The organism is Cellulosimicrobium cellulans (assembly GCF_024124905.1).
Classification (GTDB): Bacteria; Actinomycetota; Actinomycetes; order Actinomycetales; family Cellulomonadaceae; genus Cellulosimicrobium; species Cellulosimicrobium cellulans_G.
In genome coordinates this window covers 609,023-624,559 of the sequence record NZ_JAMXST010000002.1, presented here as the reverse complement: position 1 = coordinate 624,559, position 15,537 = coordinate 609,023, and the positions used below count along the sequence as shown (strand labels likewise).

Sequence of the window (15,537 nt, the reverse complement as noted above, 5' to 3'; positions counted from 1 at the left end):
TGGTGAGGCGGTGGAGCGGTGGTGGTGCGGTGGCCCGCAGGGCGTGCGGCTAGCGGGCCACGGGATCAGGGGCGCGCGTGTCGGCCAGGAGCGCGCGGAGCTGGGCGACGACGGTCGGCAGGTGGTCCACCGGCTCGCCCTCGCGGTCGCGCTGCTGCCACTCGAGGGTGCTCGCGCGCAGCAGGCTCATGACCACGAGGGCCAGGAGCTCGGGATCGGGGACGAAGGGACGGGCGGCGCGGCGTGCGACGAACATGTCGACGAGCTCCGCGCGATGGCCGTCGACCCACGCGACGTGCCGCGCGACGAGCTGCGGCTCGCGCTGGACGAGCTCGAGCGTGCGCGCCATGCGCTCGGGCGTGACGACCTGGTGCCCGAGCACGTCGGCGACGACCACCTCGAGGTCGTCGAGCAGGGCGCCCGTCGGGCCGCCCTCGACGAAGGCCGCGACGACCTCCGGGCGCACGGAGAAGTCCTCCAGGCCGAGCACGGCGTCGTCCTTGGAGGGGAAGTAGTTGAAGAACGTGCGCGGCGAGACCCCGACCTCGGCACAGATGTCCTCGACCGTCACCGCGTCGAAGCCGCGCTCCAGCACGAGCGTCTGCGCGGCCTCGACGAGCGCCTCCCGTCGGGCGCGCTTCTTGCGCTCTCGCAGACCGCCGGGAGACGGCGCGAGGCACGTCGCGGCCCGCTCGACCAACGAGGGGCGAGCGGGCACGTCAGGGAGAGTCAGGGGCACCCGTGTATTCTTGCACCCTCTGCAATTTTGCATCAACTGCAAGATGGCGTGACGCCCGTCACACCGGGGTGCCGGTCAGACCTCCCCGAATCCGCCCTCCACGGCCTCGACGACCGCGCGCACGGCGTCGGCGGCCTGGGGCCCCTCCCCCGTCACGGTGAGCTCCTGCCCGCCCGTGGCCCCCAGCTTCATGAGCTCGAGGACGCTCGCGCCGTTGACCCCGTCGATCGCCACCGTCGCGTCGAACCCGGCGACGAGGCGCGCGAGCACCGCGGCGGGGCGCGCGTGCAGGCCGAGCGGGTTGCGCAGCGCGACGACGGCGCGCGTCGCACCGTCCGCGGGAGGCTCCGCCCGGGTCGCCGACGCCTCCTCGGCGGGAGCTCCGCCAGCGACCGCGAACGTGCCGCCCGCGTGCTCGGCCGACGCGAGCACCTCCGTGACGTCGCCGCCACCGTGCGCGGTCACCGCCGCCGCCACCGCGCCCTCGACGAACGGGGCGTCGGCGAGCCGGACCCTCCCGTCGAACCCGTCCTCCATGTCCAGCACCGACTCGACGGTCATGACGGCGGAGCCCAGGTCGGCGAGCACGACCACGCCCTCCGCGACGGCCAGCGCCTCGTCGAGCGCCGCGGACACCCGGTCGTAGCTCGTGCCGAGCCCGCCGTCGTCGGTCCCTCCCGCGGCGAGCAGCAGCACACCGGGAGCCATCTGCGCGGACAGCTCGACGGCACCCTCGGCGAGCCGCTGCGAGTGCGAGACGAGGACGAGCGCGACGCGCGCTCGCGCCCCGACCGGCCCGGCGGCGCCGCTCACGCCGTCGCCGCGTCGCGCGCGGCCTCGAGGAGGATCGCGGTCGAGGTCGCCCCCGGGTCCTGGTGCCCGGCGCTGCGCTCACCCAGGTAGCTCGCGCGGCCCTTCGTCGCGACGAGCGGGACCGTCGCCTCGGCGCCCGCGCGCGCCGCCTGCGCGGCGGCGGCGAGGACGTCGCCGGTCGACGCCCCGGCGTCCGCGGCGGCCTCCGCGGCGTCCACCGCCGGCTGCCAGGCGTCCACCATCGTCTTCTCCCCGACCTGCGCCTTGCCACGGGCGGTGATGCCCTCCAGCGCGCCCTCGAGGAGGGCCACCACGCCGTGGGCGTCGAGCTCGGACAGGCCCGTCACCTTCGCCGCACGCAGGTAGGCGGTGCCGTAGAGCGGCCCCGAGGCGCCGCCGACGGACGACATGAGGGTCGTGGCCACGAGCTTGAGCACGTCGCCGATCTGACCCGGCGGCTGGTCCCCGGCGGCCGTCCCGTCGAGCTTGGCGACCACCGCGCGGAACCCCCGGTCGAGGTTCTCCCCGTGGTCGCCGTCACCGATCTGGCGGTCCAGCTCGGTCAGCTCGTCCCGTGCCGCCGCGATGCGCTCCGCGCTCAGCCGCGTCCACCGGTCCGCCCAGGCCACGTCCAGCGTCATGCCCCACCTCTCCTCGCCGTCGAGCCGGCGGTCCGCCGGCCCCTCGGAGACTGCACGCACGGGCGCCGCCTCACCAGCGCAGCGCAGCCGTGTGGACGGGAGCGTCCCACAGGGCGGTGAGCTCGTCGTCCAGGCGCAGCACGGTGACCGACGCACCCTGCATCTCCAGCGACGTGACGTAGTTGCCGACGAGCGAGCGCGTCACCCGTACGCCGCGCCCCTCGAGCAGCCTCCTCGCCTGACGATAGACGACGTACAGCTCAGACAGCGGCGTACCGCCCATTCCGTTAACGAACAGCAACACGTCCTCGCCGTCCGACAGGCCCAGGTCGTCGGCGACGGGGTCCACGAGCCGCTGCGTGATCTCGTCCGCCGAGGCCAGCGGGATGCGGTGCCGGCCCGGCTCGCCGTGGATGCCGATCCCGATCTCGACCTCGTCGTCGCCGAGGTCGAAGCTCGGCTTGCCGACGTGCGGGACCGTGCAGGCGGTGAGCGCGACGCCCATCGAGCGCACGTTCGCGACGACGCGGCCCGCGATCTCCGTCACCGCGCCGAGGTCGTCGCCGCGCTCGGCCGCGGCGCCCGCGATCTTCTCGACCGCGACCGTCCCCGCGACGCCGCGCCGGCCGGCGGTGTAGAGCGAGTCCTCGACCGCGACGTCGTCGTTGACGAGGATGCTCGTGACCTGGGTGCCCTCCGCCTCGACGAGCTCGACCGCCGTCTCGAAGTTCAGCACGTCGCCCGTGTAGTTCTTCACGATCGCGAGGACGCCCGCGCCCGAGTCGGCGCCGAGGATCGCCGGGACGATCTGGTCCGGCGTCGGCGAGGTGAAGACCGCGCCCGGGACCGCGGCGTCGAGCATCCCCAAGCCGACGAAGCCCGCGTGCAGCGGCTCGTGCCCGGACCCACCGCCGGAGACCAGCCCGACCTTCCCGGGGACCGCACCCCCGGCCCGCGAGACGTAGGGCGGCGCGAGGTGCACCTCCACGAGGTCGGCGTGCGCCTGGCCGAACCCCTCCAGGGACTCCGACACCGCGTCCTGGGGATCGTTGAGCAGCTTCTTCACCGGTCATCCCTCCATCGGTCCGTGCGCCCGGTGCTCCGGACGCCGACGACCCCCGCCCGGCGTGTCCGTCGCCGTCGTCGCCTCCATCAAACACCCGGGTGCGGCGGGCCGCGAGGCGTCCCCGACGCGACGAGGCGCGCCACCCGGTGGCGCGCCTCGTGCGCGGAGGAGCAGTGCCGCGCGGGACGGGGCGTCAGCCGCGCCCGAGGAGGATGCGCGCGTCGGCGACCGTGACGACCGAGCCCGTGACGAGCACGCCCGAGCCGGTCCCCACGCCCACCGCGTCGTCCCGCTCGGCGAGGTCGACGGCCACCTGGAGCGCCTCGTCGAGCCGCTCGGTGCTGTGCACGCGGTCCTCGCCGAACACGTCCGCGGCGAGCTCGGCGAGGTCGGCGGGATCGGCCGACCGCTCGGAGCTGTTGCGCGTCACGACGACCTCGGACAGCACCGGCTCGAGCGCCGCGAGCAGCGGCTCGGCGTCCTTGTCCGCCATGATCGCGACGACCCCGACGAGGTGGCGCAGGTCGAACGCCTCGCCGAGCGCGGTCGCGAGCGCCTCCGCGCCCGCGGCGTTGTGCGCCGCGTCGACGAGGACGGTCGGGCTCGACCGCACGACCTCGAGCCGGCCCGGCGAGGTGACGTCCGCGAAGGCCGCCTCGACGAGCGTGCCGTCGAGCGCCCGGCCGCCGAGGAACGCCTCCACCGCGCCGAGCGCGAGCAGCGCGTTGTGCGCCTGGTGCTCGCCGTGCAGCGGGAGGAACACCTCGGTGTAGAGCGCGGCGGGCGTGCGCAGGTCGAGGAGCTGCCCCCCGACCGCGACCTGCCGTGCCGCCACGTCGAGGTCGACGCCCTCGCGCAGCAGGCGCGCCCCAACGCGCTCCGCCCGCGCCCGCAGCACCTCCTCGACCTCGGGCCGCTGCGCCGCCGAGACGACGGTCGCGCCCTCCTTGACGATGCCCGACTTGACCGTCGCGATCTCCTCGAGCGTGCTGCCGAGCCAGCGCTCGTGGTCGAGCGCGACGGGCGTCACGACGGCGACCTCCGCGTCGACCACGTTGGTCGAGTCCCACTCGCCGCCCATGCCGACCTCGACGATCGCGACGTCGACGGGCGTGTCGGCGAACGCCGCGAACGCCACGCCCGTGAGCACCTCGAAGAAGCTGAGCTGCGACTGCCCGGCCTCGGCGAGCTCGGCGTCGACGACCTGCACGTACGGGTAGACGTCCTCCCAGACCTCGACGAACCGGCGCGCCGAGAGCGGCTCGCCGTCGACGACGATCCGCTCGGTGACGCTCGTCAGGTGCGGGCTCGTGAACATCCCCGTGCGCAGCCCGTGCTCGCGCACGAGGCGCTCCGCGACGCGCGCGGTGCTCGTCTTGCCGTTGGTCCCGGTGAGGTGGATCGTCCGGAAGGCGTGCTGCGGGTCGCCCAGCAGCTCGAACAGCCGCCGCACCCGGTCGATCGTCGGGTCGAAGTCGTGCTCGGGAGCACGGGACACGATGTGCTGGTAGACGCGCTCCAGGTCCGCCTGCGCGGCGGCGTCCTCCGCGGCCGCGCGGGCGTCCTTCGCGCTCTGCCGGCGTGCGGCGCCGGGGTCCTTGCGGGCGGCGCTCACAGGATCACCGCCGTGTCCGGAACGGTGCCGTCGGCCTTCTCGACGCGCACGGAGCGCACGTCGGTCGGCGACGTCTCGAGGACGACCTCGACCGCGAGGGTCTCGCGCGCGACGAGGTCGCGGTGCTCCTCGACCGCGACGAGCCACTCGCCGGGCACGTCGAGCGACAGCCGGATGCGGTCGGCCACGTCGAGGCCGGCGGCCTTGCGCGCGTCCTGCACGTCGCGGATCACGTCGCGTGCGTAGCCCTCGGCGAGCAGCGCGTCGTCGAGCGCGAGGTCGAGGACGGCGAACCCGCCGCTCGCGAGCACCGCGGCGGCGACGCTCGGTGCCTCCGCGTCGGGCTCCGGGCCGCCGGCCCGGGTGGCGGCGACCACCGTCGTCAGCTCGTACTCCGCGGGCAGGAGCGCGACGTCGCCGTCGTCCGTCGTCACGACGACCTCCCCGGCGTCGTCCACGCGCCACGCACCGGCCTTGGCGGCCTTGATGACGGCCTGGACCCCGCGGCCCAGGCGCGGTCCCGCGGCGCGCGCGTTCACGGCGAGGCGCTGCGTGATACCGAAGCGCTCGGCGGCGTCCGAGTCGGTCGACTCGAGCTCGACGGCCTTGACGTTGAGCTCGCGCGCCAGCAGGTCCGTGTACGGCGCGAGCGCCTCGGGGTCGTCCACGACGACCGTGAGGCGCGCGAGCGGCTGGCGCACGCGGAGCTGGTGCGCCTTGCGCAGGCCGAGCGCGGCCGACGCGACGGCGCGGACCTCGTCCATCGCGGCGACGAGCGCCGGGTCGGCGACGAGGGACGCGTCCGGGACGTGGCGCACGGCCACGGCGGACGAGCCGTCCTCGCCGACGAACCGCTCGCCGACCTCTTCGGTGGACGCCGGCCAGTCGGTGAGGTGGACCGAGCGCCCGCCCGTCAGGCCGCGCCACACCTCCTCCGCGAGCAGCGGGGCGAGCGGCGCCATGACGCGCGTGAGCGTCTCGAGCGCCGTGTACAGCGTGTCGAACGCGTCGGCGTCCTCGGCCCAGAACCGGTCGCGCTGGGTGCGCACGTACCAGTTCGTCAGGACGTCGAGGTGCTCGCGCACGGTCTCGCACGCGCCGGCGATGTCGTAGGCGTCGAGCTGCTCGGTGACGCGCACGACGAGGTCGTGCGTGCGCGCGAGCAGGTAGCGGTCGAGCGCCGGGAGCCCGGCCACGCGCTCGGGTGCGACCTTCTGCGCGACGTATCCCGCCGCGCCGCCCGGCTCGCCCGCGCGCGCCTGCGCCTTCGACGTGTTCGCGTACAGGGTGAAGAAGTAGTACGTGCTCCACAGCGGGAGGAGCACCTGGCGCACCGCGTCGCGGATCCCGTCCTCGGTGACGACGAGGTTGCCGCCGCGCAGGATCGGCGAGCTCATGAGGAACCAGCGCATCGCGTCGGAGCCGTCGCGGTCGAAGACCTCGTTGACGTCCGGGTAGTTGCGCAGGGACTTGCTCATCTTGCGGCCGTCGGAGCCCAGCACGATGCCGTGCGAGACGGCCGAGCGGAACGCGGGGCGGTCGAACAGCGCGGTCGCGAGCACGTGCAGCGTGTAGAACCAGCCGCGCGTCTGGCCGATGTACTCGACGATGAAGTCGCCCGGGTTGTGGTGCTCGAACCAGTCCGTGTTCTCGAACGGGTAGTGCACCTGCGCGTAGGGCATGGACCCCGAGTCGAACCAGACGTCCATGACGTCCTCGACGCGGCGCATGGTCGAGCGGCCCGTCGGGTCGTCGGGGTTGGGCCGGGTGAGGCGGTCGACGAACGGGCGGTGCAGGTCCGGCTCGCCCTTCTCGTTGCGCGGCAGCGTGCCGAAGTCGCGCTCGAGCTCGGCGAACGACCCGTAGACGTCGACGCGCGGGTACTGCGGGTCGTCGGAGCGCCACACCGGGACGGGGCTCCCCCAGAACCGGTTGCGCGTGATCGACCAGTCGCGCGCGTTCTCGAGCCACTTGCCGAACTGGCCGTGCTGGATGTGCTCGGGCGTCCAGGAGATCTGCTCGTTCAGCTCGACCATGCGGTCCTTGAACGTCGACACCGCGACGAACCACGACGACACGCCCATGTAGATGAGCGGCTGCCGGCAGCGCCAGCAGTGCGGGTAGGAGTGCGCGTACGACTCGCGGCGCAGCAGCACCGTCCCGGCGCTGGTGGCGCCGAGCGCGAGGTCCGGAGCCGCCTCGCCCGCCGCCACCGCGGCGTCGTGCCGCGTCCGGCCCTTGAGGTGGTCGATGATGAGCGCGTTCGCGTCGAAGACCTGCAGGCTCTCGTAGTCGACGACGGGGAAGACGAACTTGCCGTCGGACGCGACCGGGAGGACCGGCTCGACCCCCTCGCGGTCGGAGACGACCTTGTCCTCCTCGCCGAACGCGCCGGCGTTGTGCACGAGGCCGGTACCGTCCGTCGTCGTGACGAAGTCCGCCTCGACGACGCGGTGCGCACCGGGGTGGCCGGCGAAGTAGGAGAACGGCGGCGTGTAGGAGCGCCCGACGAGGTCGGCGCCCGTGAGGCGCTCGACGACCTGCGTCGTCACGTCCTCGACGCCCTCGTCGGCGAGCTCGCGCGCGTACGCACCGAGGCGCTCGGCCGCGATCACGTAGCGCTCCGTGACGCCCGTGAACGACGACTCCACGACGACGTACTCGACGTCCGGCCCGACCATGACGAACAGGTTGGACGGCAGGGTCCAGGGCGTCGTCGTCCAGATGAGCGCGAGCTCGCCCGTCTCGAGCCGGAAGCCCACGGTGACCGCCGGGTCCTGGCGGACCTGGTACACGTCCTCGTCCATGCGCAGCTCGTGGTTGGACAGCGGCGTCTGGTCGTTCCAGCAGTAGGGCAGCACGCGGAAGCCCTCGTAGACGAGGCCCTTGTCGTAGAGCTGCTTGAACGCCCACAGGACCGACTCCATGAACGTCGGGTCGAGCGTCTTGTAGTCGTGCTCGAAGTCGACCCAGCGCGCCTGCCGGGTCACGTAGTCCTGCCACTCGCTCGTGTACTTCAGCACCGACGCGCGGCACGCGTCATTGAACCGCTCGATCCCCAGCTCGAGGATCTCCTCCTTGGTCTTGATCCCGAGCTGGTCCATCGCCTCGAGCTCGGCGGGCAGGCCGTGCGTGTCCCACCCGAAGCGGCGCTCGACGTGCTTGCCGCGCATCGTCTGGTAGCGCGGGACGACGTCCTTCGCGTACCCCGTGAGCAGGTGCCCGTAGTGGGGCAGGCCGTTGGCGAACGGCGGGCCGTCGTAGAAGACGAACTCGTTGCTGCCGTTCTCGCCGGCGGGGTTGCGCTCGACCGAGGCGCGGAACGTGTCGTCCGCGTCCCAGTAGGCGAGCACCTCGCGCTCGATCGCGGGCAGGTCGGGAGAGGCGGGCACGCCGAACGCGGCTCCGGGGTGCGAGTCGGCGGCAGAGGCGGCGGACGAGGGGGCGCGGTGCAGCGGATAGGCCATGGTCTCGAGGACTCCGGAGGGTAGCGGCCGGCGGGGTGTCCGCCGTGGTGGTACGGGTCGGTCGTGCTCTCCTGCGAGGACGACTCCCCCACCCAGGGGCGGGCTCGCCGCGGTACCACCTCGCTTGCCGGCGTCGTCCTCCGGTGCCCGACGCCGTCGGGCCCGGCGGGCGGTCGCCGACCGCTCGTCGCAGGCTGTGACGGGCCCACCCGTCCGGGTCTAGTGAGGACCTGGCCGCGGGGCCGTCAGGCCTGCCCGACGGCGCGGGTCCCGTTCTTCCGGAGGCTCGCCGGTGATGGCCGGGTCGACGCCTGTGCGTCCATGGTAGCCGCCGCGCGGCGGCGCGCGGTGTAGGCGTCGATGTCCCGCGCGACGAGCCACTCGAGCGTGAGCGGCGGGCGGGCGTCGTGCCCGACGGCGGTCGTCGCGGCGGGCGGGCGGGCGGCCTCGCGCGACTGGGCGGCGAGCGACGTCGTCGGGCGGTAGCGGGGAAAGCTCCGGGGAACGTACATGGTGGTCTCGCGTCCTGTGCTCGGCGGGCGTCCGGAGGTGCAGACCCGGGCGTCGCGCGGGACTCATCGATGAGCCCGTGGCACGAGACCGGCGACCGTCACGCCCCTTCGTCTGGAGGGAGGGGCGGGAGGCTGCTCGCGGACACCAGGTCGAGGCTGCGCAGGGCGCCGCGAGCCCTCAACAACAGGTGGCGGAGGAGACCTGCGGGCGCGCGTCGACGAGCGTGCGGCTCGTGGGGCGCGGGGAGGTCACGCGGACATGGTGCCAGGGCGGACCCGGGCGGACAACCCCGCGTCCACGGGCCGGACGCGGTCCCGTCAGTCGACGCGGACCGTGACCTCGTGCCACCCCGACGCGCCGTCGGGCGCGGGCGGGGCGACGTCGGCGGTCTGCGTCCGGCCGTCGGCGTCGGTCGCGCGGACCGTCAGGCGGTGCTCGCCCGGCGTGGCGTCCCACGCGTACGACCACTGCCGCCACGTGTCGGGGCCCACCGTCTCGGCGAGCGTCGCGGTGCGCCACGTGCCGTCGTCGACCCGGACCTCCACGCCCGCGATCCCCGTGTGCTGCGCCCACGCGACGCCCGCGACGGTCACGACGCCCGCCGGGACCGGCGCCCCCGCGCGCGGCGTGTCGACGCGCGACGCGAGCTTGATCGGGCCGCGCTCGGACCAGCCGCGCGTGGACCAGTACGCGACGTCGTCGGCGAACGTCGTGACCTTGAGCTCGGTGACCCACTTGGTCGCGGACACGTAGCCGTAGAGCCCCGGGACGACGAGCCGCGCGGGGAACCCGTGCTCCGCGGGCAGCGGCTCGCCGTTCATCCCGACGGCGAGCAGGCACGCGCGGTCGGGGTCGGTGAGCACGTCGAGCGGGGTGCTCGCGGTCCAGCCGTCGGCGCTCGTGGACAGGACCATGTCGGCGCCGTCGCGCACCCCGGCGCGCGCGAGCAGCTCGCGCACGGGGTAGCCGAGCCACCGCGCGTTGCCGACGAGGTCGCCGCCGACCTCGTTCGACACGCACGTGAGCGTCACGTGGTGCTCCGTGAGCGGGAGCGCGAGCAGATCGTCGAGCGTGAGCTCGAACGGCTCGTCGACGAGACCGGTCACGCGCAGCGTCCACGAGGCGGGGTCGACCTGGGGCACGCGCAGCGCGGTGTCGATCCGGTAGAAGTCGCCGTTGGGCGTCACGTACGGCGCGAGGCCTGGCACCCGCAGGTCCGCCCCGGCGGGGACGGCCGGGGCGGGCGTCGCCGGGGAGGGCAGCCGCAGCGCCTCGCGCGCGGCCGTGACGGCGCGCGACCCGGCCGACACCGCCCGGGACGTCGCGAGCGCGACGACGCCCGCCGCGGCGGCGAGGCCGGTGACGAGGAGGAAGCGGCGCCGGTCCATCGGGCCACGGACCCCGGTGACCGCCCGGCCGTCGTCGGCGACGCTCTCGGCGAGGAGCCCCGCGTCCGACGGGCCGCGCAGCGGCGCGAGGGACGCCCGGAGCAGCAGGACCGCGACCCCGACCCCGACGAGCGACGGCAGCGCCCACGCGACGCTCGCGCCGGGCCGCGTCGCGGCCACGACGGCGCCGACCGCTCCCACGGCGCCCAGCAGCAGGGAACCCCACGGCGGACGGCGCAGCTCGAGCCCGCCCGCGAGCGCCGCGCCCGCGGCGAGGACGACCCCCATGCCGCCGAGCAGCACCGCCTTGTCGGCGGTCCCGAACGTCGCGACCGCCCAGTCCTTGACCGGGCCGGGGACGGCGTCGACCACCCCGGCGCCCGCGGCGAAGAGCGGGCTGGACCCCGGCCCGACGAGCGCCGCGACGAGCTCGGCGACCGCGAACCCGACGGCCGCGCACACGACCCCCGCGAGCGCGGCCCACGCTCCCGCCCGACCGTTCCGACCGCCGCCCATCCGCCGACCTCCTGTCGCTCCCAGTGAACGCCCGTCACGGGCTCCGCGCTACGGCCTCGGCCTCGCGCCGTCTCCGCGGGTCGTCGCTCAGGCGGTCTCGACGCCCTTGGGGACGAGCGGGGCGCGCCACAGGGAGTACGTCGACGCCTGGGCGACGGGGCGCAGGACCAGCGAGTCGATGTTGACGTGGTGCGGGCGCGTGACGGCGAAGGTCACGACGTCGGCGACGTCGTCGGCGGTGAGCGGGTCCACGACCCCGGCGTACACGGCGTCGGCCCCGGCCTGGTCCCCGTGGTAGCGGTTGAGCGAGAACTCCGGCGTGTGCACGAGGCCGGGCGCGATCTCGATGACGCGGATCGGCTCGCCGACCAGCTCGAGGCGGAGCGTCTTGGCGACCCCGAGCAGCGCGTGCTTCGACGCGACGTAGCCGGACCCGCCGACGTAGGTGTCGTGACCCGCGGTCGACGTCATGAGCACGATGTCGCCCCGCCGCGACGCGCGCAGGAGGGGCAGGAACGCCTTCGTCACGCGCACGGTGCCGAGCACGTTCGTCTCGTACATCGCGCGCCACTCGTCGATCTTCGCCTCGTCCACGTGGTCGACGCCGAGCCCGAACCCGGCGATGTTGAGCAGCGCGTGCACCGGCCCGCGCGCGCCCGCCTCCGCGACGAGGCGCGCGACGTCCTCGTCGGACGTGACGTCCCCGACGACCGGGTGGGCGCCCGTGCGCTCCGCGACCTCCGTGAGCCGGTCCGCGCGCCGCGCGAACGCGACGACGTCCCAGCCGCGAGCGCGCAGGTACCGCACGCACGCCTCCCCGATGCCCGACGACGCGCCGGTCACCACCGCGCGCAGCGGTGCGGTCGAGGGGTTCTGGGCAGGCAGGTTCGATGGCTCCGTCACGACGGACACTCTGCCACGACGGACCGCCGGAGGGACTAGGCTGACGGAGGACCACGGGCCCCGCACTGGCCCGTCCGGGCGGCACGGATCTGTGCCGCGGGTCCGCGCGACGCGAGATGACGCGTCGGTCCCGGCCGGCGCTCGCCGGTCGGCATCGAGAACGCACCGCCGCAGCGGCGTGCCCACCGAGAGCACGCCGCACCGCGCCCGACCCCCGGAGACCTCGCCCGTGCCCTCGTCCCGCACCGTGCACCGCCAGCCCGTCCGCCGCGCCGTCCTCGCGCTCCCGACCGCCACGCTCGCCCTGCTGCTCGCCGCCTGCTCGTCGGGCACCGCACCGGGCGACGACCCGACCGCGGACGGCGACGCCACGCCGACGGGCGACGCGAGGGCGACCACCTACCCCCTCACGCTCGACGACTGCGGGTTCGAGGTGACGTTCGACGCGGCACCGGAGCGCGTGGTCACGATCAAGTCGAGCACGACGGAGATGCTGCTCGCGCTCGGGCTGGGCGACCGGATCGTCGCGAGCGCGTTCGCCGACGGCCCGGTCCCCGAGTCCTTGGCCGACGCCGCGGCGGACGTCCCCGCGGTGGCAGAGCCGCTCTCGGACCAGGTCCCCGGCGCCGAGGCGGTCCTGGAGACCGAACCCGACCTCGTCTACGCGGGCTGGGAGTCCAACCTCACGGCGGAGGGCGCGGGCGACCGCGAGACGCTCGCGCAGCTCGGCGTCGCGACGTACGTCTCCCCCGCCGCGTGCAAGGCGCCGGAGTACATGCCCGACCCGCTGACGTTCGACGACGTGTTCGCCGAGATCACCGAGGTCGGCACGATCTTCGACGCGCAGGACGCGGCCGCCGACCTCGTCGCCGAGCAGCGCGCGACGCTCGACGGCGTCGTCCGCGACGACCGCGGCCTGACCGCCCTGTGGTACTCGTCGGGCGACGACATCCCGTACGTCGGCGCGGGCATCGGCGCGCCGCAGATGATCCTCGACGCGGTCGGCCTCGAGAACGTCGCGGGCGACGTGCACGACACCTGGACGTCGTACGCGTGGGAGGAGGCGATCGCCGCCGACCCCGACGTCCTCGTCCTCGTCGACGCCGCGTGGAACACCGCCGAGGCGAAGATCGAGCGGCTCGAGTCCAACCCGGCGACGGCCGAGATGACGGCCGTGCGCGAGGGCCGCTACCTGACGATCCCGTTCCCGGCGACCGAGGCCGGCGTGCGCAACGTCGACGCCGTCGTGGACCTCGCGGCACAGCTGGAGGCGCTCGACCTGTGACCACGCTGCGCACCCGGCCCGCCCCCGCGCCGCCCGGCCGACGGGACGGCGCGGGGACCGGCGCGCGCCGGGGCGCGGGCTGGTGGGTGCCGGTCGCCGTCGGCGCCCTCGTCGTGACGGTGCTCGTCACGGTGACGATCGGCCCGGCGGACCTCGCGGTCGGGGACGTGTGGCGCTCCGTCGCGACGCACCTCGGGCTCGGCGGGCTGCTCGGCCTCGAGCCGCTCGGGGCCCTCCAGGACGGCATGGTGTGGCAGCTCCGCCTCCCCCGCGTGCTCACCGCGGCGGCCGTGGGCGCGGGTCTCGCCGTGTGCGGCGTCGTCATGCAGTCGCTCACGCGCAACCCCCTCGCGGACCCGTACCTCCTCGGGCTGTCGTCGGGCGCGTCGCTCGGCGCGGTGCTCGTGCTCGTCGCCGGGTGGACCGTGCTCCTGCCGGTCGCGGCGTTCGGGGGCGCCGTGCTCGCGCTCGTCGCGGCGCTCGGCCTCGCGGGCGCGCTCGGCGCGCTCACGCCGACGCGGACCGTGCTCGCGGGCCTCGCGGTGAGCCAGCTCGCGGCGGCCGCGACGAGCTTCGTCATCTTCTGGTCCGCGACCGGCGACTCCTACCGCGAGATCCTCTCGTGGCTCATGGGGTCCGTCGCCGGAGCGACGTGGACCTCCGTGGCGGTCGCGGGCGGCGCGACCCTCGTGCTCGGGACCCTGCTCGCGTCGACCGGTTCCGTGCTGGACGCCTTCACGTTCGGCGACACCGCCGCGTCCACGCTCGGGGTCGACGTCGCGCGCGTGCGCTGGACGCTGCTCGTGGGCGTCGCGCTGCTCACCGGGGCGCTCGTCTCCCAGTCGGGGTCCATCGGGTTCGTCGGCCTGATCCTGCCGCACGCCGTGCGGCTCCTCACGGGCGCGCGGCACCGGCTGCTCCTGCCGCTCTCCGCGCTGTTCGGGGCGACGTTCCTCGTCTGGGCGGACACGCTCGCGCGCACGGTGTTCGCGCCGCGCGAGCTGCCTGTCGGGATCGTCACGGCCGCGATCGGCGCGCCGGTGTTCGCGCTGCTCCTGTGGCGAGGGAGGAAGGCCGCATGAGCGGGACGACGCGCACGACGGCGCACGCGGCTCCCCCGGTCGGCGCCGACGCCGTGCCGGACCGCCTCGGCGACGGGACCAGCCCGTCCGGTCGCGACGGCACGGACGGGCTCGACGCCGCGCGCGTGTCCTGGTCCGTCGACGGTCGCCTGATCCTCGACGGCGTCGACTGCACCGCCCCGGCCGGCGCGGTGAGCGGGCTGCTCGGGCCCAACGGCTCCGGCAAGTCGACCCTCCTGCGCGTGCTCGCGGGGGTGCGCGCCCCGTCCACGGGGCCCGACGACGCCGCGCGAGCGCGCTTCGACGGCGCGGACCTGCTCACGATGCCGCGGCGGCGGCGCGCGCGCGTGCTCGCGCTCGTCGAGCAGGACGCGACGACCGACCTCCCGCTCTCCGTGCTCGACGCCGTCCTGCTGGGCCGCATCCCCCACCGATCGCTCCTCGCGGGCGACTCCGCGCACGACCGGGAGGTGGCGGCTGCGGCGCTCGCCCGCGCCGGGATGTCCGGCTTCGCCGAGCGGGAGGTCGCGACGCTCTCCGGCGGCGAGCGCCAGCGCGTGCACCTGGCGCGCGCGCTCGCGCAGGAGCCCGCGCTGCTCCTGCTCGACGAGCCGACCAACCACCTCGACATCGCCGCGCAGCTCGACACGATGCGCGTCCTGCGCGACCTCGCCGACGACGGGGTGACCGTCCTCGCCGCGCTCCACGACCTCAACCTCGCGGCGCAGACGTGCGACCACGTCGTCGTGCTGGCGGACGGGCGGGTCGTCGCCGCGGGCGACGTGCGCGAGGTCCTGGTCCCCGAGGTGCTCGACCCGGTCTACGGCGTGCGGTGCGAGGTGCTCACCCACCCCCGCACGGGCCGACCCGTCCTCACGTTCGCGCCGCGGGACTGAGCAACCCGCTCGCGTACCCTCGGCGGGTGCGCCTCTCCCTGGTTCCCCGTCGTGCGCCGACGCTCGCCGCGGCCGGGCTCGCCGTGGCCTGCGCCGTGTCTCTCTCCGGCTGCGCGCTGCTCGACGGCCGGTCCCCGTTCGACACCTCGAACGTCTCGTACGCGGACGTCGAACGGGCCCTGCCCGGGGTCCAGGACGCGCTGGACGAGGCGGGCCTCCCCGTCGAGGTGAGCCTGTACACCGGTTCGAGCAACTGCGAGGGCGCGTGCGACCTGGGTGTCGGGGTGAGCCTGCTGCCGGCCGAGGACGCGCCACGCCCCGACCTGCACCCGGACGCGCTGGCCGCGGTGCTCGTGGTCGTGCTGCCCGAGGTGTCGGGCATGCCCGTGTACGTCAGGACCGGGGTCTCCGAGGACGGCGCGGGCCTCGACCTCGAGCCCGCGGCCCGTGCCCTCGGACTGGACGAGCCTCCCCTCTCGATGTCGATCGGCGAGGTGCACGTCCCGAAGGACGAGCTCGACACGGCGCTCGAGCTGGCGGTCGCCCGCCTCGACCGCTGACCGCGGCCTTCCGGGTCGTGTCTTCACCTGACCGGCCGGGCCGAGGCGCGGTG

13 protein-coding genes are annotated in these 15,537 nt (G+C 75.0%); 4 read left to right on the top strand and 9 right to left on the bottom strand.

Annotation, left to right across the window (positions count from 1 at the left end; all coding sequences use genetic code 11):
* Window positions 1-49: 49 nt before the first annotated feature.
* The 9 genes from NHH00_RS07775 to NHH00_RS07735 all read right to left on the bottom strand — a co-directional run bounded on the left by NHH00_RS07775 (window position 50) and on the right by NHH00_RS07735 (window position 11,661).
* A complete protein-coding gene (locus NHH00_RS07775) occupies window positions 50-718 on the bottom strand; it encodes a TetR/AcrR family transcriptional regulator (protein WP_253051261.1) in 669 nt (222 codons plus the stop codon).
* Window positions 719-814: 96 nt separating this feature from the next.
* Complete coding sequence (dhaM, locus tag NHH00_RS07770) at window positions 815-1,552, bottom strand: dihydroxyacetone kinase phosphoryl donor subunit DhaM (protein WP_253051260.1); 738 nt, start codon at window positions 1,550-1,552, stop codon at window positions 815-817.
* Complete coding sequence (gene dhaL / locus NHH00_RS07765; RefSeq protein ID WP_253051259.1) at window positions 1,549-2,193, bottom strand: dihydroxyacetone kinase subunit DhaL; 645 nt, start codon at window positions 2,191-2,193, stop codon at window positions 1,549-1,551. Before dhaL ends, dhaM begins: the two co-directional genes overlap by 4 nt.
* A 70-nt stretch (window positions 2,194-2,263) precedes the next feature.
* Complete coding sequence (dhaK, locus tag NHH00_RS07760) at window positions 2,264-3,259, bottom strand: dihydroxyacetone kinase subunit DhaK (protein ID WP_253051258.1); 996 nt, start codon at window positions 3,257-3,259, stop codon at window positions 2,264-2,266.
* Window positions 3,260-3,452: 193 nt separating this feature from the next.
* Entirely contained in the window at window positions 3,453-4,874 is a 1,422-nt protein-coding gene (locus NHH00_RS07755) for a bifunctional folylpolyglutamate synthase/dihydrofolate synthase (protein ID WP_253051257.1), read from the bottom strand.
* Window positions 4,871-8,341 (bottom strand): isoleucine--tRNA ligase, encoded by a 3,471-nt coding sequence (gene ileS, locus NHH00_RS07750; protein WP_253051256.1) that lies wholly within the window; start codon window positions 8,339-8,341, stop codon window positions 4,871-4,873. The genes NHH00_RS07755 and ileS overlap by 4 nt, the downstream gene beginning before the upstream one ends.
* Window positions 8,342-8,586: 245 nt before the next feature.
* Window positions 8,587-8,853 (bottom strand): hypothetical protein, encoded by a 267-nt coding sequence (locus NHH00_RS07745; protein ID WP_253051255.1) that lies wholly within the window; start codon window positions 8,851-8,853, stop codon window positions 8,587-8,589.
* 318 nt (window positions 8,854-9,171) lie between these two features.
* Window positions 9,172-10,758 carry a molybdopterin-dependent oxidoreductase gene (locus NHH00_RS07740; RefSeq protein WP_253051254.1) on the bottom strand — a complete coding sequence of 529 codons (1,587 nt, stop codon included), beginning with the start codon at window positions 10,756-10,758 and terminating at the stop codon, window positions 9,172-9,174.
* An 87-nt stretch (window positions 10,759-10,845) separates the two neighbouring features.
* Entirely contained in the window at window positions 10,846-11,661 is an 816-nt protein-coding gene (locus NHH00_RS07735) for an SDR family oxidoreductase (RefSeq protein WP_253051253.1), read from the bottom strand.
* A gap of 229 nt (window positions 11,662-11,890) precedes the next feature.
* On the opposite strand from NHH00_RS07735, the gene NHH00_RS07730 reads away from it, so the two are divergent.
* The 4 genes from NHH00_RS07730 to NHH00_RS07715 are packed head-to-tail and all read left to right on the top strand — an operon-like array spanning window position 11,891 to window position 15,484.
* Window positions 11,891-12,946: a putative F420-0 ABC transporter substrate-binding protein gene (locus NHH00_RS07730; protein WP_253051252.1), complete on the top strand. Its 1,056-nt coding sequence runs from the start codon at window positions 11,891-11,893 to the stop codon at window positions 12,944-12,946.
* Window positions 12,943-14,028: a putative F420-0 ABC transporter permease subunit gene (locus tag NHH00_RS07725; protein WP_374614569.1), complete on the top strand. Its 1,086-nt coding sequence runs from the start codon at window positions 12,943-12,945 to the stop codon at window positions 14,026-14,028. The genes NHH00_RS07730 and NHH00_RS07725 overlap by 4 nt, the downstream gene beginning before the upstream one ends.
* The gene (locus tag NHH00_RS07720; RefSeq protein ID WP_253051251.1) at window positions 14,025-14,924 is read left to right on the top strand and encodes a putative F420-0 ABC transporter ATP-binding protein; all 900 of its coding nucleotides are present in this window, start codon (window positions 14,025-14,027) and stop codon (window positions 14,922-14,924) included. Before NHH00_RS07725 ends, NHH00_RS07720 begins: the two co-directional genes overlap by 4 nt.
* A gap of 26 nt (window positions 14,925-14,950) precedes the next feature.
* The gene (locus NHH00_RS07715; RefSeq protein WP_253051250.1) at window positions 14,951-15,484 is read left to right on the top strand and encodes a hypothetical protein; all 534 of its coding nucleotides are present in this window, start codon (window positions 14,951-14,953) and stop codon (window positions 15,482-15,484) included.
* The last annotated feature ends 53 nt before the right edge of the window (window positions 15,485-15,537 follow it).